Origin of the sequence: Wukongibacter baidiensis (assembly GCF_050888315.1) — a bacterium.
Lineage (GTDB): Bacteria > Bacillota > Clostridia > Peptostreptococcales > Caminicellaceae > Wukongibacter > Wukongibacter baidiensis.
The window spans coordinates 3,315,018-3,340,246 of the sequence record NZ_CP138202.1; the positions used below are offsets into that span (position 1 = coordinate 3,315,018).

Annotated in this window: 18 protein-coding genes and 1 pseudogene; 2 read left to right on the plus strand and 17 right to left on the minus strand. The window is 34.0% G+C overall.

The features are described from left to right. Positions 1–12: 12 nt before the first annotated feature. The 10 genes from cls to R9X47_RS15020 form a co-directional block, all read right to left on the minus strand. Entirely contained in the window at positions 13–1,458 is a 1,446-nt protein-coding gene (gene cls / locus R9X47_RS14975; RefSeq protein ID WP_432661861.1) for a cardiolipin synthase, read from the minus strand. A 252-nt stretch (positions 1,459–1,710) separates the two neighbouring features. After that, complete coding sequence (locus tag R9X47_RS14980; protein WP_432661862.1) at positions 1,711–2,256, minus strand: TetR/AcrR family transcriptional regulator; 546 nt, start codon at positions 2,254–2,256, stop codon at positions 1,711–1,713. A 162-nt stretch (positions 2,257–2,418) separates the two neighbouring features. Beyond that, the gene (locus R9X47_RS14985; protein WP_432661863.1) at positions 2,419–4,704 is read right to left on the minus strand and encodes a beta-glucosidase; all 2,286 of its coding nucleotides are present in this window, start codon (positions 4,702–4,704) and stop codon (positions 2,419–2,421) included. A 213-nt stretch (positions 4,705–4,917) separates the two neighbouring features. Then, positions 4,918–6,651, minus strand: coding sequence for a ribosomal protection-like ABC-F family protein (gene abc-f, locus R9X47_RS14990; RefSeq protein WP_432661864.1), 1,734 nt, complete (start codon positions 6,649–6,651; stop codon positions 4,918–4,920). Between the two features lie 589 nt (positions 6,652–7,240). Beyond that, on the minus strand, positions 7,241–8,851 hold the full coding sequence (locus tag R9X47_RS14995) for a polysaccharide deacetylase family protein (RefSeq protein ID WP_432661865.1): 1,611 nt from the start codon (positions 8,849–8,851) through the stop codon (positions 7,241–7,243). Positions 8,852–8,972: 121 nt separating this feature from the next. After that, on the minus strand, positions 8,973–11,252 hold the full coding sequence (locus tag R9X47_RS15000) for an ATP-dependent Clp protease ATP-binding subunit (protein WP_432661866.1): 2,280 nt from the start codon (positions 11,250–11,252) through the stop codon (positions 8,973–8,975). Between the two features lie 478 nt (positions 11,253–11,730). Beyond that, positions 11,731–13,065 carry a GNAT family N-acetyltransferase gene (locus R9X47_RS15005; protein WP_432661867.1) on the minus strand — a complete coding sequence of 445 codons (1,335 nt, stop codon included), beginning with the start codon at positions 13,063–13,065 and terminating at the stop codon, positions 11,731–11,733. A gap of 302 nt (positions 13,066–13,367) precedes the next feature. Further along, positions 13,368–13,883, minus strand: coding sequence for an FMN-binding protein (locus tag R9X47_RS15010; protein ID WP_432661868.1), 516 nt, complete (start codon positions 13,881–13,883; stop codon positions 13,368–13,370). 715 nt (positions 13,884–14,598) lie between these two features. Continuing rightward, on the minus strand, positions 14,599–15,294 hold the full coding sequence (locus R9X47_RS15015) for an RluA family pseudouridine synthase (protein WP_432661869.1): 696 nt from the start codon (positions 15,292–15,294) through the stop codon (positions 14,599–14,601). Between the two features lie 112 nt (positions 15,295–15,406). Beyond that, positions 15,407–16,024, minus strand: a complete 618-nt coding sequence (locus R9X47_RS15020) for an acetate uptake transporter (protein ID WP_432661870.1) — start codon at positions 16,022–16,024, stop codon at positions 15,407–15,409. A gap of 555 nt (positions 16,025–16,579) precedes the next feature. Here R9X47_RS15020 and R9X47_RS15025 point away from each other — a divergent pair. Beyond that, a pseudogene (locus R9X47_RS15025) lies at positions 16,580–16,630 on the plus strand (hypothetical protein); the annotation flags it as partial. An 86-nt stretch (positions 16,631–16,716) separates the two neighbouring features. Here the strand turns inward: R9X47_RS15025 and R9X47_RS15030 are convergent. From R9X47_RS15030 to R9X47_RS15060, 7 genes are all read right to left on the minus strand, one after another. Next, positions 16,717–17,955 (minus strand): Nramp family divalent metal transporter, encoded by a 1,239-nt coding sequence (locus tag R9X47_RS15030; RefSeq protein WP_432661871.1) that lies wholly within the window; start codon positions 17,953–17,955, stop codon positions 16,717–16,719. A 395-nt stretch (positions 17,956–18,350) separates the two neighbouring features. After that, complete coding sequence (gene pcp, locus R9X47_RS15035; protein WP_432661872.1) at positions 18,351–18,992, minus strand: pyroglutamyl-peptidase I; 642 nt, start codon at positions 18,990–18,992, stop codon at positions 18,351–18,353. A 207-nt stretch (positions 18,993–19,199) separates the two neighbouring features. Then, positions 19,200–20,117 (minus strand): DUF979 domain-containing protein, encoded by a 918-nt coding sequence (locus tag R9X47_RS15040; RefSeq protein ID WP_432661873.1) that lies wholly within the window; start codon positions 20,115–20,117, stop codon positions 19,200–19,202. Position 20,118: 1 nt separating this feature from the next. After that, positions 20,119–20,811, minus strand: a complete 693-nt coding sequence (locus tag R9X47_RS15045; protein WP_432667640.1) for a DUF969 domain-containing protein — start codon at positions 20,809–20,811, stop codon at positions 20,119–20,121. A gap of 242 nt (positions 20,812–21,053) precedes the next feature. Further along, complete coding sequence (locus R9X47_RS15050) at positions 21,054–21,905, minus strand: TrmB family transcriptional regulator (protein WP_432661874.1); 852 nt, start codon at positions 21,903–21,905, stop codon at positions 21,054–21,056. Between the two features lie 135 nt (positions 21,906–22,040). After that, on the minus strand, positions 22,041–22,346 hold the full coding sequence (locus R9X47_RS15055; RefSeq protein WP_432661875.1) for an AzlD domain-containing protein: 306 nt from the start codon (positions 22,344–22,346) through the stop codon (positions 22,041–22,043). Beyond that, complete coding sequence (locus R9X47_RS15060) at positions 22,339–23,052, minus strand: AzlC family ABC transporter permease (RefSeq protein WP_432661876.1); 714 nt, start codon at positions 23,050–23,052, stop codon at positions 22,339–22,341. The genes R9X47_RS15055 and R9X47_RS15060 overlap by 8 nt, the downstream gene beginning before the upstream one ends. 366 nt (positions 23,053–23,418) lie before the next feature. Here R9X47_RS15060 and R9X47_RS15065 point away from each other — a divergent pair, with 366 nt between their 5' ends. Then, positions 23,419–25,095 carry an alkyl sulfatase dimerization domain-containing protein gene (locus R9X47_RS15065; RefSeq protein ID WP_432661877.1) on the plus strand — a complete coding sequence of 559 codons (1,677 nt, stop codon included), beginning with the start codon at positions 23,419–23,421 and terminating at the stop codon, positions 25,093–25,095. The last annotated feature ends 134 nt before the right edge of the window (positions 25,096–25,229 follow it).

Here is a 25,229-nt window from a genome sequence, read left to right on the forward strand (position 1 = left end):
TGATTAAGACCATTATAAAATTGGTGATAATAATCTTGAAATAGATTCTTTGATTTTAATAACATTTGAACGATTTGAGTATATTTCTCTAGTGATTTCTTTACAGTCCTCTATATCCTTTTCAAAAACGTTTTTTAACTCACTAGCAACGGCGCTATCGTAGATAAATGCATTCACTTCAAAATTGAGCCTAAAGCTTCTAACATCAACGTTAGCCGTTCCCACAGAAGCAATCTTTCCATCCATGACAAAGGTCTTAGCATGAAGAAATCCCTTATCGTAAATATAAGCTCGTGCTCCTGCCTTTAGTAATTCACCTATGTATGAATAGGTAGCCCAATAAACAAAGATATGGTCGGGTTTATTTGGAATCATGATTCGTACGTCAACTCCAGATAGAGCAGCTATCTTAAGGGCTTCTAAGAGACTGTCATCTGGAATAAAGTATGGAGTCTGAATATAAATACTTTCTTTAGCTGAATTAATCATCTTAATATATCCATACTTAATCTGCTCCTGCTCAGAATCTGGTCCGCTAGACACAATCTGAACTCCTGAGTCTCCAGGGTTCTTTACATCAACGAAATATTTATCTAAATTATCTAGTGTTTCTCTAGCAGCATGTCTCCAATCTAATAAAAACCTTAGTTGGATACTTTGAACAGCATTTCCTTTAATCTTTAAATGGGTATCTCTCCAATATCCCATTTTCTTGTCTAAACCAAGATATTCATCTCCTATATTAAATCCACCAATAAACCCATGCTTACCATCAATAATAACAAGCTTACGATGGTTTCTATAGTTTATTCTAAAGTTTATAAATGGAATTCTAGATGGAAAGAAAGGAACTGCTTTGCCGCCGGCCTTTTTTAATTCCCTTAGTAATTTCTTAGAAATAGACCTACTTCCTACTTCATCGTAAAGCAATCTAACTTCTACACCGTTCTGAGCCTTCTTTATCAAAGCATTTATTATTCGTCTGCTAATAGAATCATTTTTTATTATATAGTACAGCATGTGGACATGATCCTTAGCATCTTCAATAGATTTAATAAGCTGATCAAATTTTATATTACCATCTGTGAAAATGTCAATTTCATTATCTTGAGTAAAAAATGCATTACTATTTATTAAATTCATGTAGATCATATCTTGATATTGTGTCATAGATTGATCTTTAAAACGGATCTCATTATTTGTCAAAAGAGATACTTCCTCATCCCTAAATGTATTGATAAGTTCATCTTCTTCTTTTCTTAACTTAAATATTCTCTTTTTACTCAGATTTTGTGAAAATAACAGATATAGGACAAATCCGACATTTGGTAGCAATAATAGTACCATAATCCAAGCCCATGTGGCAGTAGGATTTTTTCTTTCTAAGAAAATAATGGTAATGGCAAATAATATATTTAGTACAAAGAATAAAGATACATAAGTAGAAAAATCACCCATGGCACACCTCCAAAACAATTTTTATTCTGAGACACCCCAGGGGGCTGAACTCATAAGAAAATTTTATGAGATAGCCCCTATATTTTTTTAAATTCAAATATCAAACTTCTAATGTTTCATAGTTTAATTTTATTATAATTCTATATCATTAGTAATATTCAATAAAGAAATCCTATATCATATACATAACCTTCAATATAAATATTGAAAACACCTCTATTTTAGAGGTGCTCCACTCATTATCACTAAATACTATTTTAATAGACACTGAAATATATAGTAATCAAATTCGTCAATCGCCGTTCTTGTTTTCTCTAGCTTAACCTTCATAATGGCGCCTTCAAAGGTTGTGACAATAAAGGACGCCATTGATCTAGGATTAATTCTTTCTTTGATTTCACTATTCTCTAGGATTTCAACAATTTCATCCTCTAGATACTTAAGCCATTCAAGTAGTTTATTTCTATAACTATCTCCTAAATCAGCCAGTTCTAGGATAAGGTTTCCTACTGGACAGCCTCTTTTATACTCCATTTCTTCTAATCGCATGAAAAAAATATTGAAGAAGCTTCGAAGGCCCTCTATACTTCTATCTATCTCATTAAATATTATCTTTGTATTCTCTATATGAAATTCTATCACAGCTAAGGCCAGGTCTTCCTTACTTTTAAAGTAATGATAAAATGATCCCTTAGGAATATTAGCTTCATCTAAAATTCTTTTAATCCCTATATTGTTATAACCATATTCATGGATCAAATCAGCGGCAATCATAATAATTTCATCTTTTTTAGTCATTAGTAACTCACTTCCATTTTATTATAGTCATGACACATTGGAATTTATCAATCTTTAAAGTGTCATTACTTTATCTTGTGGACAATCTGGTTTTAAGAGTTCTTGTATTTTTAATATTCTTAACTATATCATAATATTTTTTATTTGTGAACAGCTTCTTAGTTACTTTCTTTTTCCATGTACCTGAGTCAATAATCTAGACATGATCATATCCGGTACTAATGGGAGTGACCATGACAATTGTCTAAGTAGAAAAATCAGCTGTGTATCTTGGGCAGCCTTCCATACATCTACCTCTGAACCTTCCGATAGATTTTTAAAGTCTCTGTTATTCATGATTTTGCTGCTAAGAGATTCGATTATCTCTCTTCCTTTTTTATCCTCAAGCCATTCTCTTACAGTACTGTTATAATCTAAGGTGCATGGTGGCTCTATTGTAGATATAAGATTAACTTTTTTACTTTGACAAATTTCTTTTGATGATCTACCAATCATTATTTCAATTTCTCCATCCTCTGTTATCCATTCCTTGTGCTTAGGATGGTAGTAGGCAAAATCTCTCATGTAGAGTTCAAAGGAAACTGTCTTTGTTTCACCGGGCTCTAATTCTATCTTTTCAAATGCCTTTAATTCTTTAATAGGTCTAGCAAGACTACATTCCGTATCACTAACGTATAATTGAACAACTTCCTTACCTGTGACTTTTCCAGTATTAGTTATGTCTATGGATACATCTACTCCATCTACATCTCTAAACTCATCTGAGGAAACAGTAAGATTGGAATATTCAAAGTTTGTATAGGAAAGACCATATCCAAATGGAAACTGCACTTCTACATCTTTCTTATCATAATATCGATATCCAACAAATATACCTTCACCGTATACTACCTTATTATTTTCCCCTGGATAATTAATATATGACGGTGTATCACTTAACTTTATTGGGAAGGTTTCTGCTAGCTTGCCTGAAGGGTTAACATTTCCAAAAAGTACATCTGCTGTTGCCTTACCTCCTCCTTGACCCATCAACCATGTCTGAATCACACCAGGTACATCGTCAATCCACCCTGTCATAGAAATAGGTGCTCCATTGTTTAGTACTACCACTGTATTTTGTTGAACTGCTGCAACAGATTTGATTAACTTAGTATGATTCTCTAATAGATTCATATCACTTCTATCATAGCTTTCAAATTCCTTATGGGGCGGCAATGCTATAAATACTAGAGCTATATCGGCAAGTCTAGCAACATCCTTTGCTCTATCTATCTGCTCATTATCAGTCTCTCCATCCATGCTATATCCATCCTCATATAGGAATGTTACACCCTTTGCTAGTTTTTTTATCTCCTCATATGGAGTATCTAGTTTTGTTGAAGTAACCTGGGAGCTTCCTCCACCTTGAATCCTTGGATTCTTGGCTGCACTTCCGATTATAGCTATATATTCCTGATCCTTTATAGGAAGAATATTTTCCTCATTCTTCAATAGAACCATGCTTTCACCAGCTACTCTTCTAGCTAGGTCATGATGGGTATCTACATCAAATTCTTCATTACCTTTTTCTACTTCATTTGCCATAAATATTATCTTTAATATACGCTTAACTGCCCTATCTAATACCTCTTCATCAAGCTCTCCATTTTTAATAGCTACCATAATCTGTTTAAAGGAGTGTTTCTGAGGTCCTGGCATTTCAAGATCTACTCCAGCTTTAAGGGACTCAATCCTATCATGTATCGCTCCCCAATCCGACATAACAAAACCATCATATTCCCACTCATCCCTAAGTATTTCCGTCAAAAGTTCATGGCTTTCAGAGCAATAGGTTCCATTTAATTTGTTATATGAACACATTACTGCCCATGGTTTTGCTTTCTTTACAGCTATTTCAAATGCCCTTAGATAGATTTCCCTTAAGGTTCTATCATCAACTTCGGAACTCATGGTAAGCCTTTTATATTCTTGATTATTGGCTACAAAATGCTTCAAGGTTGCTCCAACACCCTTGCTTTGAACTCCTTCTATGAAGGCTGCTGATAAGTATCCACTTAGATATGGATCTTCTGAAAAGTATTCAAAATTTCTTCCGCATAAGGGAGTACGCTTCATGTTATTCCCTGGCCCTAGAACGATATCTACTCCTTGGGCTATACACTCCTTAGCTATGGCTTCTCCGACTTCCTCAATCAACTGAGTATCCCATGAAGACGCTAAAGCCGATGCAGTAGGAAAACAGGTAGCAGGAATGCTTTTAGTTAGCGAGGCTACATTTTGAGTTTCATTTACATTCTCTACTCGCCTTACTCCGTGGGGGCCATCGGTCATAACAATTTCAGGAATCCCTAGCCTTCTGATTAAAGCAGTACACCAAGCACTTCCCCCTATACAAATTGCTGCCTTTTCTTTTATAGTCATTTGGTTGACTACTTCATCTATCCTCATATTATCGACCTCCAAAATCATTATAAAGATATATAGTTTCACAATTTTCAAATGTTTACACAACTAAAATAGGTAATTTTCATCATATAGAATATTTTATGCTTTTAATGCTAATATAGTGTCTAGGATAAAGACTTTGTTGAAATTTGTTTGCTATTAAAAAGAGGAACCCTTGTTCCTTAAGGTTTCCTCTTTTTATCTTCACGTGTTTTTTTATTTGCTTTTTAATTTAATTAACTCTTTGAATTCTAGGTCTAGCCTTATATACTCTGGATCTTCTGGAGAATATTTACTCAGTTCTCCTAATAGATAAGCTATCCTATTCTCAATAACTAATTTTTCTTCTTTAGTATTATATTCAGACTCTGTTTTTTTATTATTCCCATTATTGTTAAGTTTGCTTAAGTACTCTTTTAAACCATACTCTATCCTTTGAATCATGTTATCCTTAAATATAAGCATTCTATTACAAAGTCTTTCAAGCATATATCTATCATGGGATACTATTAAGATAGTTCCATGATAATCTTCTAGGGTTTCCTCTAGCTTTTCTCTACTATGGAGATCTAGGTGATTTGTTGGTTCATCTAAAATTAGAACATTATTCTGGTTCAAAATTAAGTTTGCAATTTTTATCCTTGTTCTTTCCCCAAGACTTAGGGCTTTAATGGACTTGTTGATCGCTTCTTCGTCAAATCCCATATTAGCTAATAGAGTCCTAGCCACACTTCTTTTTTCCTTCGACAAAGTATCGAATAACTCTAAAATGGTCTTTCCTTCATCTAAATCAAGTACATCCTGGCTTAAGTAGGATACCTTTGCCGAGGGACTTACAAATAACTTTCCCGAATCAACAGCTTCCTCTCCTATTATAGCCTTTATCAACGTTGTCTTACCGCATCCATTACATCCAAAAATACCTATCCTATCACCACGCTTGATATAAAAGGAACTATCTTTAAATAAAACCCTATCTCCATAAGCCTTGGAAATATCTCGTGCTTCTAAGATTCTTTTTCCCATCTTCTCAGTGTCATTAAAGGCAAAATTAATCCTTTGTTCTGTTTTGGGCTTTTTTACACCCTCTATTTCAATCTTTTCTAGTTTCTTAATCTTTGATTTTACTTGTTTATCCTTCTTTTTAGCCTTTGCTCTAAAGTGTTCCTTTCTCCCTGCTACAACCTTAGCCTTCTGCCTTGATTCTTTATGGGCTTTGGCTGACCAGTTTTTCAAATTATCTATCTCCCTAGCTATTTTTTCCTTATTCTTTTCTTGAACCATATACTCATGAAGCTTGCTTTCATATCTCTTCTTTTTCTCATCCCTATAAAAGGAGTAATTCCCTTTATAATTATTTACTGCTCCATCCTCGATCTCAACTATTCTATTAACACTTTCATCAAGAAAGTATCGATCATGAGAAATAATTATAATCGTTCCATTATATTTTTTTAACTCTTCGATTAACCATTGTACCCCCTCAAAATCTAGATGATTAGTTGGCTCATCTAAGATCAGAAGCCCCGGTTTCGAAGCCCAGATATTGGCCAAGGCCAGCTTAGTTTTTTCTCCACCGCTTAATCCACTAAAGCGCTGGGTATCCCACCTGTGTACATTTTCTATTCCTAAATGACTTGATACTTCAAGAAAATCTCCTATATTATGTTTATTGCCACTACTAGTAATCATGTCATTAAAGGTATCTGATGTATAAAATGTGGATTGTAAAAGATATCCCATCTTTATACCCTGTTGATACCAAATAATATCTCCCTTATCTTTCTCTAGGCTGCCAAATATAATATTGGCTAGAGTAGTTTTACCTGCTCCATTGTTACCAACTAAACCTATCCTTTCTCCAATACCTATATCCAAACTGACATCCTTTAGTACACTTACTTCCCCAAAATCCTTTTTTATAGCTCTGCAACTTAGTAGTACAGTCATAAACTCACCCCATTATTTTTTGTTATTCAAAAATATGAAAAGGCTGCAAATGAACATCTGTCCATTTACAGCCTTTAACTTTTATGATAACTCTAAATTTTTTGTGCAGTAGTAGTTTTCTTTATATCTTTAAAATAAGTTAAAAATAACACGAGTTTTTTCAACCTATTCATCTTAAAGGTTAGTTTTTCTTCTAATGAATAACCTAAAAAAAATAGATATAAAGCTACATGAAATCATGTTTTTTAGACACAAAAATACTGTGCTTTAGACGCACAGTAATATAGTTATTTTATATAGGCATATTATACAGTGTTCTCAGCTAATTATAGAGATCAACACCAAAATAAAGGGTTGTTCATCTATAGTCTTGTCTAAAAGAATTCTAAAAAAGGACACACTTCTCCTTATATTTGTAGATTCTTCTTTCAGACAATAATATTCAGTTAATATTATCTAGCTAAGAACAAATTGCGCATCTTTCTCTCCTCGTACACATATTTTGACTTTATTACTTTATAACCAAATAATAACAAATAAGTATGATTAATGTCAAGGGGCTTACACTTTTACTAATTATATAGCGTTCCTAATATTCTATCCTTTTTTCCTCAAGAAGCCTAGCAGATGTATCATATATTAAAATCTTTTCATCTTCATCCTCTGTAATCTGAAGTACAAATTTATTATTATCTAGCCAGGATATATTATTCAGAATCTTGGATGTATCCATTTCAATTACAGGAATAACTTTAGAACTCTCTACATCTATTAGTTTTATTGCAAGTTTATTATCCTTCAAATCTCTTACCTCTAGCAAAAGCTTTTTTCTACTGGGAGAAGTATATATTCTCTCTACACTCAAGTTATACTCACCGATGGCATTAAAATGAGTTATTCTTTGCAAACTATCATTATTGGAATCTAAGGCAAAAACATCCTTTGGAGCTTCTCTATCTTCCATATAATAGTTTCCAGTTATAAATACATATTCATGATTCTGGGATTTAGAAAGAGGTTTTTCTCTATACTCTCCTTTATCACTATCTAAAATCCTTATTAAATTATCCATTAACAATGCCAATTCTTTTCTTTTAAGGATTTTCTTTTCCTCTATATCTTCGATGCCACTAAGTAGTCCAATTTTTTTACCGCTACTCAAAGCATCTTCCTCTATGTTAAATTCAGATATGTTGAAATAATTATTTAAGGTTTTGAGGGCACTCTCCATGGTTACCGCCTTTGCTGTATCTTCATTCTGTCTATCCTGTATTACAAAAATATTTGATAGACACTCTATTAAGTAATCAAATGTTACCTCTTTATCAGGATAAACTTTGCCATCCTCTAATTGAATAACGCCCTTATCCACTCCGTTGATCAGTCCTAGAAAGTACTTATCATCTATACTAACATCTTTAAATATCGGTTTAGTAAAATTCTTTGTATTTCCCTCTATACGCTTTATCAGACTATTACCGGGGTCCTTTCCAGATACCCTTAGTCTCTTAAACCTTAGAAGATCACTGCCCTTAGCTGACACACCATATTGAGTAGTAACCGCAATAGTATATCCTTCATCCTTCAAGATTTTCCTCAGCTTTTCTGAGCTTCTTCCGTATGGATAACAAAATACATTCACTGGCTTCTCTAACAATTCTTCTAGCTTCTGTTTAGAACCTCTTACATCCTTTACCATCTCATCATGGCTTAACTCTGAAAGATTATAATTATGGGTAGCACTATGACTTTCTACATCAAATACACCATCTGACTGGATCTTCTTCAGTACGCCACCACTCATATACCCTTCCTTGCCTATATAGTCGGTAATCATAAATACAGTGGCCTTGTAGCCATATTTTTTTAATATTGGATATCCATATTGGTAATTACTTTGATAGCCATCATCAAAGGTTATGATAATTGGATTAGGTGGTAAGTTGCCTTCACCTTTGAAATATCTATCCATCTCGCTGAAGTCTATAGTATGGTATCCATGGAATTTTAAATATCTTAGCTGATCCTCAAATCGCTCCTTAGAAACATTTAGTCCATCACCTTCCTCGTTATCATCTACTAGATTATGATACATAAGGATTGGAATAGATACCTCCTGCACTCCATAGGCAATAGGTATAGTCGTAGATATAAAGCTTAATATCAAAATAAATATCAATAGAATTTTTGTTTTCTCCATAAAAACACCTCCACTAATTCTATTGATATGCACCACCCATAGAAAATATTAAGCTTGTCTCAAAAAAAATTAAAACTCAAGGCTATCGACAATCGAATCCTTGAGTTTTGCTAAATATATATTAGTTTAGTACCACCTTATCATCCTCTAAGCTTACCTTTACATGTGAGCCTTCTTTAAATTTCTTTTGAAGGTATTGCTCGGCAATTTCATCCTCAATGTGCCTTTGAATAGTTCTTCTTAGAGGTCTAGCTCCATATTTTTCATCATATCCTTCTTTTAGTATAAACTCCTTCACTTTATCTGAAACTTCTAGAGTCATTCCCTTTTCCCTAACCTCTTCTATTACTTCCTTCATCATAAGGTCGACAATTTTACGCAGTTCTTCCTTCTCAAGCTTAGTAAACACTATTGTTTCATCTACCCTATTTAAGAATTCAGGTCTAAATATCTCCCTTAAGGCATCTTTCACACGATTTTCTATAGCCAGGTATTCATCCTTTGCAAAGCCTATTCCGTTTGATTTGAATCTAGTTCCCGCATTAGATGTCATAATAATTACTGTATTTTCAAAGAAAACCGTTCTACCTTGACTATCTGTTAGTCTTCCATCTTCGAGTATCTGAAGCAGCATATTAAATACATCTGGGTGAGCCTTTTCAATTTCATCTAAGAGAATAACCGAGTATGGCTTTCTTCTTACTTTTTCAGTTAATTGACCGCCTTGATCATATCCTACGTATCCTGGAGGCGCTCCAATCAGCTTTGATACAGTATGCTTCTCCATATATTCTGACATATCTACACGAATCAGTGCATCTTCACTTCCAAATAGTTCTTCAGCCAAGGTTTTAACTAATTCAGTCTTTCCTACTCCAGTTGGTCCTACAAAAATAAAGGAAGATGGCTTTTTCTTTTTTCTAAAGCCTGAACGATTACGTCTAATTGTTCTAGCTAAGCTTTCAATAGCCTTCTGTTGTCCTATAACGCGTCTATGCAACCTACCCTCTAGATTTAATAATTTCTCGGCTTCTTCTTCTGTGATCTTTTGTACTGGTATCTTAGTCCAAGATTCAATAACATAGGCAATATCCTCTACGGTTATCTGGACTTCACCGCATTTTGCATCTATCTCTTTGATTTTTTCCTGAAGCTTACATTCTGTCATTTTATACTCTGCGGCCTTTTCATAATCGTTTCTATTTGCTGCAGTTTCTTTTTCATCCTGAATCTTCTCTAGTTCTTCCCTTAAAGCCTCCAGTTCAACAAGTCCCTGATTCTTTAGATTTGCCCTAGAGCCTGCTTCGTCAATTACGTCTATAGCTTTATCTGGTAAATATCTATCAGTAATATATCTTTCCGATAGCTTTGCAGCAGCTTCAATAACATCATCTGATATTTTAACTTTATGATATTCTTCATAGTAGTTTTTTATACCGCTTAGGATTTCTATTGTATCCTCTACAGTAGGTTCTTCAACTAAAACCGGTTGAAATCTTCTCTCTAAAGCAGAGTCCTTTTCGATATGCTTTCTATACTCCTCTAGGGTTGTAGCTCCAATTACTTGTATCTCTCCCCTAGCAAGGGCAGGCTTTAGAATGTTGGCAGCATTCATAACTCCTCCATGGACTTCACCTGCTCCCATGATATTATGAACCTCATCAATAACTAAAATAATATTTCCACATTCCGTAGCTTCTTTTAATATAGATTTCATACGACCTTCAAACTGGCCTCTAAATTGAGTTCCAGCTACAATAGCCGTTAAATCTAGAAGATAAATCTCTGCATTAAATAGTTTTGCAGGAACCTGCTTTTCAACTATTCTTACTGCCAGCCCTTCTGCAATAGCTGTTTTACCAACTCCAGGCTCTCCAATTAATATAGGATTGTTTTTAGTTCTTCTGTTTAGTATTTGTACTACTCTGTCTATCTCTCTATGTCTACCAATAATCTTATCCACATTGTTGTTCTTTGCTTTTTCCGTTAGATTTGTTCCATAGGTTTCCAAATGCTTTCTTTTCTTTTTGGCCTTTTTATTTTTCTTTTTATCGTTAATTTCATCCTTTACATCGGAAGAATCTCCCTTATTCTCTGGCTCCTCTACTGTATCCTTCTCGTCATCTAAAGATTGAAAGGACCCATTTAAAAAGTTAGTAAACATATTATTGCTATCTATGTCTTCAATATCCATATCTTGAAACATACCATTCATTTGTTCCGTTAAATTGTCAACATCTTCTTTGGACATTCCAGTTTGCTGCATTAATTGATCTATTACAGGTATACCCATTTTTTTTGCACAGTCTATACATAAACCATTCATTTCAGTTTTTCCATTTTCCATTTTGGTTGTGAATATAATCGCTACATTTTTCTTACAAGCGGAACACAGTTTCATGTAAATCATCTCCATATTTTTTATGTCTGAGCAAATTGCATAACTACCATTTATATTATCTATCGTCTTAAAAGCCCTACAGCTATATTACATTTATTATACAATTGTAGAGAGTTCCAAGTAAATCTTAATTTATACATATCAAAATATCCGATGCTTCTAGGGATTTTTGGTATGTGTAAATTAAAGTTTTGACTAGAATCTCTATATCTCATTTGTTAGTTTTGATTACAGTATAGCATATTTTGCGAATATTTTTTCATTAATTGTAGAGAGTCCCTAGTAAAACTTAATTTCTATATATACAAAAATAATTCCCCAAAAATCTTGGGGTAAACTAAATCGATCTATATAAATGATCTCAAATACAAATTTTATACTTACTATAAATCCATTAAAGTTGGTCAGTTTACCATATAATTTACCCTTTCACTAATAAAATTATTCTCTGACTGTATATGTGTCATAAATACTATTCTCAAGAGTGATGGCTAACCTTGAAACCTAAATTTTTGAATGTATCTATACACTCTTTAGTACTTTGGAGTACGACTAATGCAAAACCTTCTTCTTTTCCTTTTACCATTGTATTGGCTACAGTCATAGCTTCAATTCCTTGATTTCTTACTTCTAATAATGTTGATAAGAAATACAGACCGGCTTCCTCTTCATCTTCATTAGATTTTAAAAGAGCTGAAGTCGAAATAGGCTTCCCATTTAGCAATCCTATATATAACTTATACCCCAAATCACTATTTAAAACAGTATCAAATAAAACTTTTTTAGCTCTTTCACTATCGCATTGTGGTATTTCATGACTTCTAATAACAAGATCGCACCATATATTAATAAGTTTATCGTCCTTTGCTTCTCTAAGTACAAAACCTGATACTTCCTTATGGTCTGAGGAAAGATTGTTTAAAAAGCTATACATACCATGATCCTTTAGGTCATTTGTGAAAAATCTTTTTCCCTCACCAATACTTTTAAGAAATTGTTCATGGCTCTTCTGATTTATTTCTATAAGCTCCTTTGGAGTTCCAGCAATTATTCCAAACCAAGAAACATGACCACACTTCTCAAAACCACATTTTTTTGCCAATCCTGGAGACATATTATTTTCTTCTATTATTTGTAAATAGGGTATTTTTCCACTGTTTATTATTTTCTCAGCTAGATCTATACTAACATCAACTGCATATCCCTTCTTTCTATGCTCTTTCTTTGTATACATAATCCCCATGGAATTATCCTCATGTACAAGTACCCATGATGCAATTTCTCCATCTACATAAACCGCCGACGATGGTCTATCTTTAATATCTCGACTTATTGCTTGGAGGCTTTGGGAGTGGCTAAATTCATAATATTTATCAACTATTTCTGCATCTCTAATATCAACACTTTGAACTTCATTTTTTATTAAGTCTAGATTTAGATTTTCCTCGGGTAAATAGTATAGGGTACATGGGTTTTCCCAATGACGCTGAAACTTACCTTTGATTTTTTCAGCAATAGACTTCTCGACTCCAGCAAACCCAAAGAAGCCTTCCTTAAAAAAGGTTTCTGCTACTTCATCGATAAAGCTATCTTCATTTGAATAAATATAGTGCATATATCCACGCTTTATAAAAACTCCCCTAGGATTTTTCTCATCATCAACATATATATCTACATCGGAGATATTTTCTATAATTCCAAGTATATTTAGATTTATAAGTAAGTTCGTCTTTAAAAACTCTATAATTTCTTTAGATCTTTTGGTTCTTTTTATCATATTCTCACCTGTTCTTTCTATAAATAAGTATTTCAATTCTTCCTGCCTTAATAATTATTTTACATATTTTTTCAGTAGAATCCAATTGTTTTTTACATATATTTCTATGTTACTCTAGTTTTCCTAGATTTTAAAAATCGACCTTTGAAATCACACAAAAAAAATAGGGGCTATCTCATAAGAATTTCTTATGAGCTAAGCCCCTGGGTGTTTCAGAATGAGTGAAGTTCAAGGTTTTGGAATTTCAACGGTTTGGCTAGTACTAGTGTACGTGCCAAGTCGGTGAACATTTCAAATAACGCAGAAATTCGCCATTCTGAGACTCCCCCTTAGTTTATCTATTTCGTAGCTTCTTCTAGAGCTCTCTTAACTGCTATCTTCCAATTACCCGTGCTAACCGTTGCACCTGATATTGTATCTACTTCGTAGGTTTGTTTTTCTATCATTTCCTTAGCTATGTCTTTTCTATATTGCTTGAGATTTGGATAGGTCTTTCCCTCTACCTCTTGGCCAGCCCAATCATCATAATTGACTTCATTGCCTTCTTTGTCTAATCTTCTCAATGTGATTTCTTCCATTTTACCATCAGCAATTACTACAGTAGCATTTTCTGAGCCATATTCCCAAGGATCGCCTTTACCTTCATAAGTTCCATCTTTATATTTCCCCTCATCAGCTTCTTCCTCTTCCTCGGTTTCTTTCTCTTCTTCAGGCTCTTCCATCTCTTCTTCGGGCTCTTCTATTTCTTCTTCCTCTGGTACAGGCTCCTCCGGCTCCTCAGTTTTTTCCGGTGCACATGCTGCGATAGAAAAAACTAGTAAAAAAGTGAGCAAAATACTAAAAAATTTTTTCATAATTTTCCTCCATCCATAGTTAGATTACTACTACTTTAAACTCCTAAAGTTTTATTTAAACTACTTTTCATCATAGTATAACCTTAAAAATGTCAATTTATTAATTTTATAAGGCCTATCTTAAGCTAATCTTTATGAATTATCATTTGTGTATGTTAACTTGATATAAAGAATATACTAACATTAGAGTTGTTTTTAAATTTTCTAAAATAACCTAATAATGAATAGAAAGGAGAAGGTATCTTGAATCTATCTCAGTCAATATCTTGCCCCTCATGTGACGGTAAAAATTTTCTGGCAAAATACGAGGCAACTTATGTGTATACCTATAAAATAGATACACCCGATACTAAGGCTTCCTCAGACGATGATGAAAATTTACCATTTTTATTTGATAAACGTGACCAATCCTCTTCAAATCAATATATAGAATGCATACGATGTGGCACACGATACCCTTGTTCCTTCAGACTTGATTCTAACAAAGTTGATTTTACAATTTTACAAAGAGCAATTCGCGGCGACCATGTTCAAGATCCTGAGTTTTTTGGATAAATAAAAACTTAGGGACATATAGTCCCTCAGATTGTTAACAGCCTAAAGGACATCGAGTCCCTTCGTTTTGATCAGTTTTTTCTTCGAAAAATGACCTCAAAAACAACCTAAGAAGATCATCGCCCTTTATGATTTTCTTAGGTTATTTTTTATGTATACTCTATATATCAAATAATGCAAAAGGAAACTCATTATATGGTTTTGTTTCAAACCTATGGATCTTCTTATCCTTTGGATGTATGAACGATATAGAGGTTGCCCATAAAGCAATCTGTGTCCACTTTTTCGTCTTTACAAAGGTTTTATTATACTTATTATCTCCCCATAAGGGAAGACCTGCATTTGAGAATTGAACACGTATTTGATGATGTCTACCTGTTTCAAGTGCAATTTTTACTAGGCTGAGAGTACCGTACTCCTCATCATAAGCACTATCTATAAGCTCATATTTTAAGATAGCCTCTTTCGCCCTTTTTATTCCCTTTGCTACCACCTTTGACATATTGATTCTACCATTTCTTAAGAGATAATCCTTGAGCTCAGCACTATCTTTCTCGGGCTTTCCACAAACTACTGCATGATATTCTTTTTTAAGTCTTTTAGTTCTGATTTCCTCCGATAACCATGCATTAGCTTCCTTGGTTTTTGCAAATACCATTAACCCTCCAACGGGCCTGTCAAGCCTATGAACAATCCCAATATAGGGATCCCTAGCGGCAGGATAATTCTTCTTTAAATGTTCCTTTAGTTTAGATACCATATCACTATCCCCTGTTTTATCACTTTGAGATGGCACCTTTGGAGGTTTTTCAGCTACTATTATGTGTTTATCCTCAAAAATTATTTTGACTTCCATCCAAATCACCTTGCTTGTATTTTATATTTAATCTTGGGTTAAATAATAGTATCCCCTAAAAGTAGATTTCTCTCTACTTCAAGGGGATAATTTTTTAAGATATATATTATATCTACTTTTTAAATATTCCGAAAGGCTTTCCAACTGGTAAGAAAACTCTTCCAAAATGATTATTTAATACTGATGCTGCTGAACCATAGAATGCAACTAATGATATAAGGATCTCAGAGTATGCTGCAAGAGCATGAGCTGCTTCCTCCGCTATACCAAATGTGCTAAGTGATAAACCAATAAATAATAAGTCAATTAGAACAAAAATTATAAATAACACCTTGTGAGTTTCCATGGCCCCAATTGTCATAAAAACAGAAAAAATTAGATAACCAATAAATGCAAAACCAAGCTGTCTAACATCTGCATTAGCTGCCATCTTTTCACCGAATACACCTAATTTGATAAGCCAAGAAGCTGCAACACCAAACCAGAAAAATGCATATCCACCAAATGCAGTAGTTCCAAAGGTATTTCCTTTTTGTGAATCATTAATACATGCAAATAATTGCGCAAATGCTCCTAAAAATATAGCCCAAGGAATTATAAAAGCTGTTCCATCAGTAATTCCAAGCTTCTGTGATGATGCTACAAGAGTTACTATAGCAAGACCAAATAATCCTAATGCCGATGGGTCTGCATTAGTTATTGTTACGTTTTGTGATTGATTGTTACTCATAACTTCCTCCTTATAATAAGATAAAATTTTCACATACAAAGTCATAGTATCATATTTCACGACAAATTTCTAGCTATTTTTGCATTAGGTTTAAATTCCCATAGATTTTTCTTGATTCTCCTACATTTTCTTCCACATATGCACTTTTCCATACTCTGAGTTAGTCGTAAAAAATTTAAGTATATCCTCCCCCCTTATCTTTGACGGCATTTTCTAATAAATAGCTTAAAGAAACAAAAAAAGTATAGAACAACGCTTTCATAAAAGCGAAAATTCTATACCGTTTAATTTCTAAGAAGTAAGTGATGGGAAATCACTTTGCTAGAAATCTGGTAACATAGCTATGATTTTCACAAATATAACTCCCGCATTCCTACTGTAAAATGAAAGAACTTATATTAGAAAATTTTTTTGAATTCTACTGTTTTTATTATACACTATTTTCTATTCACCTTCAAACACTCTTGTTTTAGCTTGTATTTTTTTAGTTGTGTTCCTAGACTATAACCTTTATTCAAGACTCTCAACAAAAACCATTATAATGTAAAAAAGACATCAGAGGCCCTGAGGATATCAAAAAGGCAGTTATTCAATAAACTTAAATAATACAACCTCAGAATACGAGATAGAAACTAACTAGGTAACAGGGGATGAATGCATAAAAAATTCTTACGCATTTATCCCCTGAGTCTTTACATAATTCCTAATGCCTTAAGAATCCCTCTCACTCCTAATCCAATCGCAACTAATACTACTATTGAGCCTAGCAAATTAACCATTGTACTGTTAATGTATTTACCTAATCTCTTTTTATTGTTCATTACATATAACAGAAATATTGCAACTATTGGAAGTAATATTCCGTTTGCAGCCTGGGCAAATATTATTGCGGAAAGAGGTTTTAAGCCAATAGCAGAAAATACAATACCTATAGCTAAAACCAACATCCATACTGCCTTAAATCTCTTATCCTTGAAATCTCTTTCCCATCCTAAGGCTCCTGCCGTTGCATATGCTGCTGCAAGGGGGGCCGTTATCGATGATGAAAGTCCAGCTGAGAATAATCCAAAGGCAAAGAAATATTTCGCCCACTGACCTAGTAATGGTTCAAGCTGCCTTGCCATATCCCCTGCACTCTTTATTCCGATTCCCGTTCCAAAGAATGCAGCTGAAGCTGTTATTATTACTGCTATTGATATTAATCCACCAAGAATTATTGAAACGAAAATATCTGATCTTGCTTCTCCGAGGCCCGATGAATCCTTCCACCTTTCCTGAACAGCTGAGGAATGAAGGAATAGATTATATGGAACTACCGTTGTACCTATTAATGCCATAACTATAAATACCGATCCCTTTGGTACTTTAGGTACAAACATTCCCGCAATAATCTGTCCCCAGTCGGGTCCAACTACTATTGCAGTGGTTATAAAGGTTAAACTCATAAGAACAACTAAACAAATAAGTACTTTTTCAATTAATTTGTAGCTTCCAGTATATAGTAGTATAAATGCTCCAATTCCCATAACTGGTCCCCAAACATTCATGGATATTCCTGTAATTGATTGAAGCCCTAAGGCACCTCCTAAAATGTTTCCCGTTTCATAGGCTGCACAACCAATACCGATTGCAGAGATTACTAAGAAGATACTTACATACTTCGCTAATGGATTTTCAAACTGCTCCCTTAAGGCCTCTCCCAGACCCATTCTTGTAACTATACCCAGTCTAGCTGACATTTCCTGAAGTATCACCGTTGCAAATATCGAGAATACCATTGCCCAAAGCAATGAATACCCAAAGCTCGCTCCTGCCAGAGAACATGTCGTAACGGTCCCGGGTCCTATAAAAGCTGCCGTTACAATAGCAGCAGGACCTATATTTTTGATTCTCTCCACAAGCCCTTTCTTTTGATTTATCGTACTAGACATAAAAGCCCTCCTCTAAAATATAAGATAGTATCTCCCATGCTTATTCTAAAAGAGTATTTAAATATACTAAACATATTTGACTAATATATTTTTATATCATTTAGATTTCGAGATTTTTTAAGAAAGTGAACTAAATATTAGAATTAAAGTCGACGGTAGAATTCCGAAAGCTATAGTAAGCTTCAAGGAAAAGAATTAGAAGGAAAAAACAATATATTTTCCAATGTTCTAGCGGATGTATAAATTTATGACAATTTGATTCTTTTAGATTTGAAAAACCTCCTTAACATATTTTCTACTGATATTATCAAATGTATTAAGGAGGCTTATTTACAAAATAATAAAGCCGTTCATCATTAAGTATTTATACTAATTTTATATATAGAATATTTTATTTAACAAATCTCTCCACCAACCATTTTTATATCCACTTCATTTTCTACAACCGCTTCAACTGCGCAGGTTAGACCCTTTACAATTTGATCGGTAGACATTGATGGTACGTTTCTCTTATCTATAACCTGCTCTGCAATAAATGGAACATGGATAAAGCCACCTTTAATTTCTGGATATTTCTTGTGCGCCAGATATAGTAATCCATACATTATATGATTACAAACGAAGGTTCCAGCTGTGTTTGATACGGCTGCTGGTATATTACTTTCTTTTATTTTCTTCACCATGGCCTTTATTGGCAGAGTAGAAAAATATGCATTCTTCCCATCGACATAAATAGGTTCATCGATAGGCTGGTTCCCTTCATTATCAGCTATTCTAGCATCATCTACATTTATTGCTACTCTTTCAACACTGATCTCAAATCTGCCACCTGCTTGACCAACACAGATAACAGCATCAGGCTTTTCAGTTTCAATGGCCTTTTCTAGAACATCAATAGCCTTCTTAAAAACCGTCGGTACCTCCATAGTAACGACCTCGGCGCCTAGTATTGTATTATTTAATTGCTTTACTGCCTCATATGATGGATTTACTTTTTCTCCACCAAAGGGAGTAAAACCCGTAACTAGAATTTTCAAGCCTATCATCTCCTTGTAACGAATACTTTTATATATAATACTAGATATTACTTTTTTAGCTTAATCTTATTTCTTTAAATGTCTAAAACGTAAATTTCGATTTCTCCGATATTTTATACCTTAGAAATCGAAATGTAAAGTGTTCATACTATTGTACTGTATATAGATATGCAAGGAACGGCTATACACCGTCCCAAACTACTTTATCTAAAATGCTAATACATACATCAAAATAATATGAGTAACAAATAGTGCTATACCAAATGGTGCTTGTGAAATAATTACTCTATATTTATTCTTAGTATCCAATACCGCCGCAGGAACAATATTGAAGTTTGCAGCCATTGGAGTCATTAATGTTCCACAATATCCTGCAGTTAATGCTAGTATTCCAGCTATTGCTGGATTTGCTCCCTGAGAAAATACGAATGGCATTCCTATCCCCGCAGTAATTACAGCAAAGGCCGCAAAGGCATTTCCCATTATCATTGTGAAAACAGCCATACCAACACAATAAGCTATTACTCCAGCTAAAATGTTTCCTTCAGGAATAATACTACCTATCCCAGTAGAAATAACTTCTCCTACACCTGCAGCCTTAAATAGTGCTCCTAGAGCTGTTAAAAGCTGTGGTAGTATACTAGCTGCTCCTACTTGAAGTAATAATCTACTACCATCATAGGAAAATTCATTTGGCTTAGCCTTTACAATTCCAAGACATAAAATTGTTGCTAGTGTAGCACCAAATCCTAGCCCTACTAAACCTCCTAGGCTTTTAAATAATTGAGCTACTAGAAAAGCCGTAACACCAATTGCCAAAGCAGGTATAAATAGTGAGTTACCTAGCTTTTTAGCGCTGGCCATCCTATCGGCTTCATCGGCAGTTTTCATCGAGCCATTAACAACCTTGTTTAGAGCAGTTATTACTCCCATTACTAATAAAAGACCACCTACTATATATGCAGGTATGTACTTCCCTACAACGAATATTAGGCCAAATAAAATCCAAAATGTAGCTGTTCCCTTTTTAGCTGGATGTTTTTCATCCTTTAATGCATGGAAACCAGCTCCTATAGCTACTAACCCACAAACAATATACATTATTTCAAGTATGATACCCTTCATGCTAACACCCACTTCCATCTACATTTTTGTTGACTTTTCCTAAATTTTTCTGCAAACGTTTATCTAGTAGATAGTTTTGAGTAATTGCGTATATACCTGCAATTACAGCAATTGGTATAGCAGATTTTGAAACAGCAAGGGGCGTAACAACTATTCCTAATTCCTCTAAAGTACCAACAACTAATAGCACTCCACCGGATGCAACAAATACGTTTTGCCCGAAGAAATTACCGATATTCTCAGATGCTGCAGAATATCCCTTTATTACATCTTCCTCTTTTTCATCAACTTCACTAAAATTAATTTCAGCTGCACCATGGGCCATTGGCTGAATTAATGGTCTTATAAACTGTACATGACCACCAAGTCTTAATGAAAGTGCTGCTGCGATAATTCTAATGGTTGTGTAAAGAGATAACACCTTACCTGCTGATACAGATTTCATAGTCTGAATCAACATCTTTGCTCTCTCTTTAAGTCCATATCTTTCAAGAACCCCAATTACTGGTAATGACAATAGGAATAATGACATGTATCTTGTTTTAACAAATGCAGAACCAATGATATCTAATATCTTAATAAAATCCAATCCTCCAACTAGCCCAGTTACTACTCCGGCTACTAATACTACCGCGATAGGATTATACTTTCTTATAAAACCAATTAATATAATTAAAACACCTATCAGTTTTATCATGTATATTTACCCTCCTGTTCGTATGATTATTAATTTTTTAATCACAACCTATAGGCCTATAGGAATATAATTTAAGTATATAACATGGAGGATATAAATTTCTGTAGTCTAGACTACATTTTAGATGAAATATTCTGAAAATTCATCTTTTGCTTATAACTATACAAATAGGGCTGTCTCATAAATAAATCTCATAAGTTCAGCCCCAGAGTATTTCAAAATATATTATTTATCCTATACTATTCATCTTTAGATAAATTTCTAAAACTATTATACTCTTCATCAGTAAAATTATAATATTCCTTTCTTACTCTATCAGAGAACTCCTCATACTCGACCTTCTCATCGTCCTTTAGTTTTTCCGAATAACGATTTACCATTAAATCATGGGCAATGTAGTCCTCACTCATTTCAATGAAACCAATATCCTTAGTCCAGGTCACTTGGCTTTCTTCACCCCTTGATACAATTCCAGATACAACGTGAACACCATCAATGATAATCGTTATGTATCTCTCCTTTTTCTCCGATAAATACCTTTCTATTCTTCTATGGGTTACCAGCTCTTTATAGGGATTGTTTTTTCCAAAATACATTCCCCTGAGGATCACACCTCTATTAATGACCTCATCTAAACAAGGAGAAATGTCCTGAATTTCCTCATCCCATATTGAAACTGCTATTCTTTTTTCTGAACTAGAAATTAATACCTTTAAAAAATCAATAATCTTACTCCGCCCTTTAATTACAACCAATTTATTATCATTTTCTTCTTCTGAATAAACCTTTTTCGTATATTCATCTACATTATTTAAAATGTTATCAAAATTACTTTTAAGCTTATTCATCAGTAGCCTTGGATCCAATGGATGATATAAGGTCGTTTTACCCTCAACTTGCTCAAAAACCATCTGCTTATTTTTAAGACTTTCCAATACCTCATAGATTCTTGATCTTGGAACTCCCGAATTTTTACTGAGTGTATATCCATTTGCAGGATATTCCTCTAAAAGCTTTAAATAGGCTTTAACTTCATATTCACTCAGACCTAGTTTTTTCATATCTTCAATAATTGATAATTCATTGCTCATATAACTCCGTCCACCTTTAACTATAATATGTATAGAAATTGCAATAAATCTTTTACATTTTGATACCTTAAAGAGCCTTAAAACATTGGCTATTTAAGAAATCAAAATGTAGATTTATAAATGCATTCTATATTTCTAATTCATAGAAAGCATAAGAAACGTTACTAATATCGATCCCAGTACAGGAATTATTATACCACCTTTATACCATCCATAAACAAAAGCAAATCCTATTCCTATTACTGAAGCCTGTGGCATCTGGGGTGTAGCAGAAAACACTCCCGGTATAATAAGGGCTCCTAAGGCTGTATATGGTATGAACTGTAAAAATCTATTGAGTCTTTTGGGTAGACTTTTTCCCGATACAATGACAAAGGGAAGTAGTCTAGGTATATATGTTACAATCATCATTCCAATGATTAGTAATATATGACTATTCATGAGTTTCTTCCCCCTTCGCCTCAAATAAGTATAAACCTAAGTAGGAAACTACAACAATGGAAATGATTATACTCCATCCCTGAGACAAGGACAGAAAGTATTTAAGTAATGTATTTAAAATACCCGATAAACATGCAAGAATTACAACCATAGTAGACTTCTTTGCTTCAGGTATTAAAATTGCCACAAACATAGCATATAAACCTACTCCCATACTGTCCTTCATAACCTCCGGTAATATGCTTCCAACAATATACCCCAAACCAGTGGCACCAACCCATGCTAAGTAGGATATAAGCTGTAAGGATAGTATAAATTCCTTTGTTAATTCACCTTCTTTAAATGATGCTACTGAAAACGTTTCATCGGTTACACTAAAGGCAATAAAGGGAATCCATTTCTTAATGTCATCCTTTAGCCTAGCTGCAAGTGATGCACTCATTAGAATATGACGCAGATTCACTAATAAGGTCGTTAAAATAATCTCTCCCGCGCCTGCTCCCATGGCTAATAAGTTTAAGGCCATGAACTGGCTTGCTCCTGCAAATACTATAGCGGAAAATAGTATACTATCTATGAATGTAACATCCATAGTTTTCGATAGAACTCCAAAGGCCATTCCTATTGGTACATATCCAATAACTAATGGCAATCCTGCAACAAAACCATCCTTTAATTCATGTTGTTTTCTATATCTAGCTTCCATTTTAGTCCTGTCCCCCTTTACTTTAAGCTTGTTTTTATCGAGTAGCTACTATAGTAACTACTCAATAAATGCTATTAGTAGTTATTATAGTAGTTACTAGTTTCAATGTCAATAAATATCTCTCCATTCTTATTTATAAAAATGCTTTTAAAAAACTTGAGAATCCTTTATTAATACACCTACATTTTTCTTTTCTAATATCAAATGCTTGGAATCTATCTTAAAATCATGCAATACAAATATTCATACGTTCTAATAATCACATAATAGTTTTATCTTCATATAATAATTATAGTTATCATATTCATATTTAACTTTGCAAAATCGAGTGCCAAGTAAGTTTTATATGAGATGGAGGTTATAAATATGAGTCATCCAGAAATTGATACAAATAATTCTTCAGTGACCCCTGAGGAATTAGCGGCACACTCAGCTGAGTTTGAGAGGGAGATTCTTGAAGTTACAGATGGAGTTTATGTTGCAATTGGTTATGGGATCGCTAATTCAGTACTACTTGAAGGAAGCGATGGTATAGTTATCGTCGATACCCTAGAAAGTGTAGAAGCAGCTACGCCTGTAAAAAAGGCCTTTGATAAAATAACTTCAAAACCCTTAAAGGCCATCATCTACACCCATTATCATAGTGATCATATTGGCGGTGCTGGAGTTTTTGCAGATGATGAAGAGGTTGATATCTATACCCATGAAGAAACAGTCAATGAGATCAACAATGTTGCATTGACTTCAGAAATAATCTTCGATAGGTCAATGGCCATGTTTGGAACATATCTGTCACCACCTGTATTCATTAATTCAGGGATTGGACCTTATTTATTACTCAATGATAAAACTGAGGTGGACTATATTCCACCAAATAAAACCTTTTCATCTGAAAAACTAAAAATTAAAATCTCAGATATAAACATTGAACTCATTCATACTCCAGGAGAAACCAAGGGACAAATAGCAGTTTGGCTACCAGATAAGGGGGTACTCATTGGAGCTGATACCTTCTATAAATCCTTCCCAAACCTGTACTCCATCCGTGGTACAAAGTTTAGAAGTCCTAGTAATTGGGCCGATAGTGTTGAAAAGCTGAGAAGAATGAGATCGGAATATTATGTGCCATGCCATACACGTCCAATTGTTGGAGAACAAAAAATAGATGAAGTATTGTCGGACTATAGAGATGCTATACAATATCTTCATGACCAAACTATTAGGGAGATTAATAAGGGCCTTACTCCAGATGACCTTGTAAAAGTGGTGAAACTACCTAAACACCTAGCAGATAAACCCTATCTTAAGGAGTTTTATGGAAATGTCGAATGGTCAATCAGAAATATGTATAATGGCTTCTTGGGATGGTTTGATGGCAATACAACAAATCTATTTCCTCTGTCTCCAAAGGAAAAGGCAAATCACTTTGCTAAGCTAGCCGGGGGTGAAAAAGAACTTTTATTGAAAACTAGAGAAGCATTAGAAGAAGGTGACTATCAGTGGACACTAGAACTTGCGGATCAACTGCTTCATCTTTCTAATTATAGTAGCGAAGCTCTAAAAATGAAGTCCACAGCACTCTGGGCCCTTGGTATAAGTCAAGGTAATGCTAACGCAAGAAATTATTATCTAACACGGGCACTTGAGGCTGGGGGTTTTCTTGAAATGCCCACTTTTAAAGGTGAAAAATCTATTTTCCTAACCCTAGATATAATGACTATTTTTAAAATAATGGCCGTTAATCTTAATCCAGAGAAGAGTGCAGACGTATATATGGCAGCAGGTTTTCGCTTTACCGATCTGGATGATATATATTCTGTTAATGTCCGTCGTGGTGTAGCAATAGTAGAGCCCTATTTCCTGGATACTATTGATATAGTAATAATCTGTAGTTCAATGACATGGAAGAAGATAATAGGCAGATATATGACTCCTAGGGAAGCTTTCAGGAGAGGTGATTTAAAAGTCGAGGGAAGCAAAATAGAATTTTACAAGTTTCTTAACCTATTTACCGATCGTATGTTTGAGGATAGTCCGTTTTAATCTGAGGGATCTAGTTTTAGAGATCATTGTTTTGGTCTTAAATACAAAACCTATGAATGGCTTCGTAATCGATGCCATTCATAGGTTTTTATGTAAAAGTAAAGATATTCATCTATCAATATCTTTTAAAAAAG

Coding starts and splice junctions, on each gene's coding strand:
- cls (WP_432661861.1), bottom strand. CDS start 1,458: ATGGGTGATTTTTCTACTTATGTATCTTTATTCTTTGTACTAAATATA.
- R9X47_RS14980 (WP_432661862.1), bottom strand. CDS start 2,256: ATGACTAAAAAAGATGAAATTATTATGATTGCCGCTGATTTGATCCAT.
- R9X47_RS14985 (WP_432661863.1), bottom strand. CDS start 4,704: ATGAGGATAGATGAAGTAGTCAACCAAATGACTATAAAAGAAAAGGCA.
- abc-f (WP_432661864.1), bottom strand. CDS start 6,651: ATGACTGTACTACTAAGTTGCAGAGCTATAAAAAAGGATTTTGGGGAA.
- R9X47_RS14995 (WP_432661865.1), bottom strand. CDS start 8,851: ATGGAGAAAACAAAAATTCTATTGATATTTATTTTGATATTAAGCTTT.
- R9X47_RS15000 (WP_432661866.1), bottom strand. CDS start 11,252: ATGAAACTGTGTTCCGCTTGTAAGAAAAATGTAGCGATTATATTCACA.
- R9X47_RS15010 (WP_432661868.1), bottom strand. CDS start 13,883: ATGAAAAAATTTTTTAGTATTTTGCTCACTTTTTTACTAGTTTTTTCT.
- R9X47_RS15015 (WP_432661869.1), bottom strand. CDS start 15,294: ATGGAAGTCAAAATAATTTTTGAGGATAAACACATAATAGTAGCTGAA.
- R9X47_RS15020 (WP_432661870.1), bottom strand. CDS start 16,024: ATGAGTAACAATCAATCACAAAACGTAACAATAACTAATGCAGACCCA.
- R9X47_RS15030 (WP_432661871.1), bottom strand. CDS start 17,955: ATGTCTAGTACGATAAATCAAAAGAAAGGGCTTGTGGAGAGAATCAAA.
- R9X47_RS15040 (WP_432661873.1), bottom strand. CDS start 20,117: ATGAAGGGTATCATACTTGAAATAATGTATATTGTTTGTGGGTTAGTA.
- R9X47_RS15050 (WP_432661874.1), bottom strand. CDS start 21,905: ATGAGCAATGAATTATCAATTATTGAAGATATGAAAAAACTAGGTCTG.
- R9X47_RS15055 (WP_432661875.1), bottom strand. CDS start 22,346: ATGAATAGTCATATATTACTAATCATTGGAATGATGATTGTAACATAT.
- R9X47_RS15060 (WP_432661876.1), bottom strand. CDS start 23,052: ATGGAAGCTAGATATAGAAAACAACATGAATTAAAGGATGGTTTTGTT.
- R9X47_RS15065 (WP_432661877.1), top strand. CDS start 23,419: ATGAGTCATCCAGAAATTGATACAAATAATTCTTCAGTGACCCCTGAG.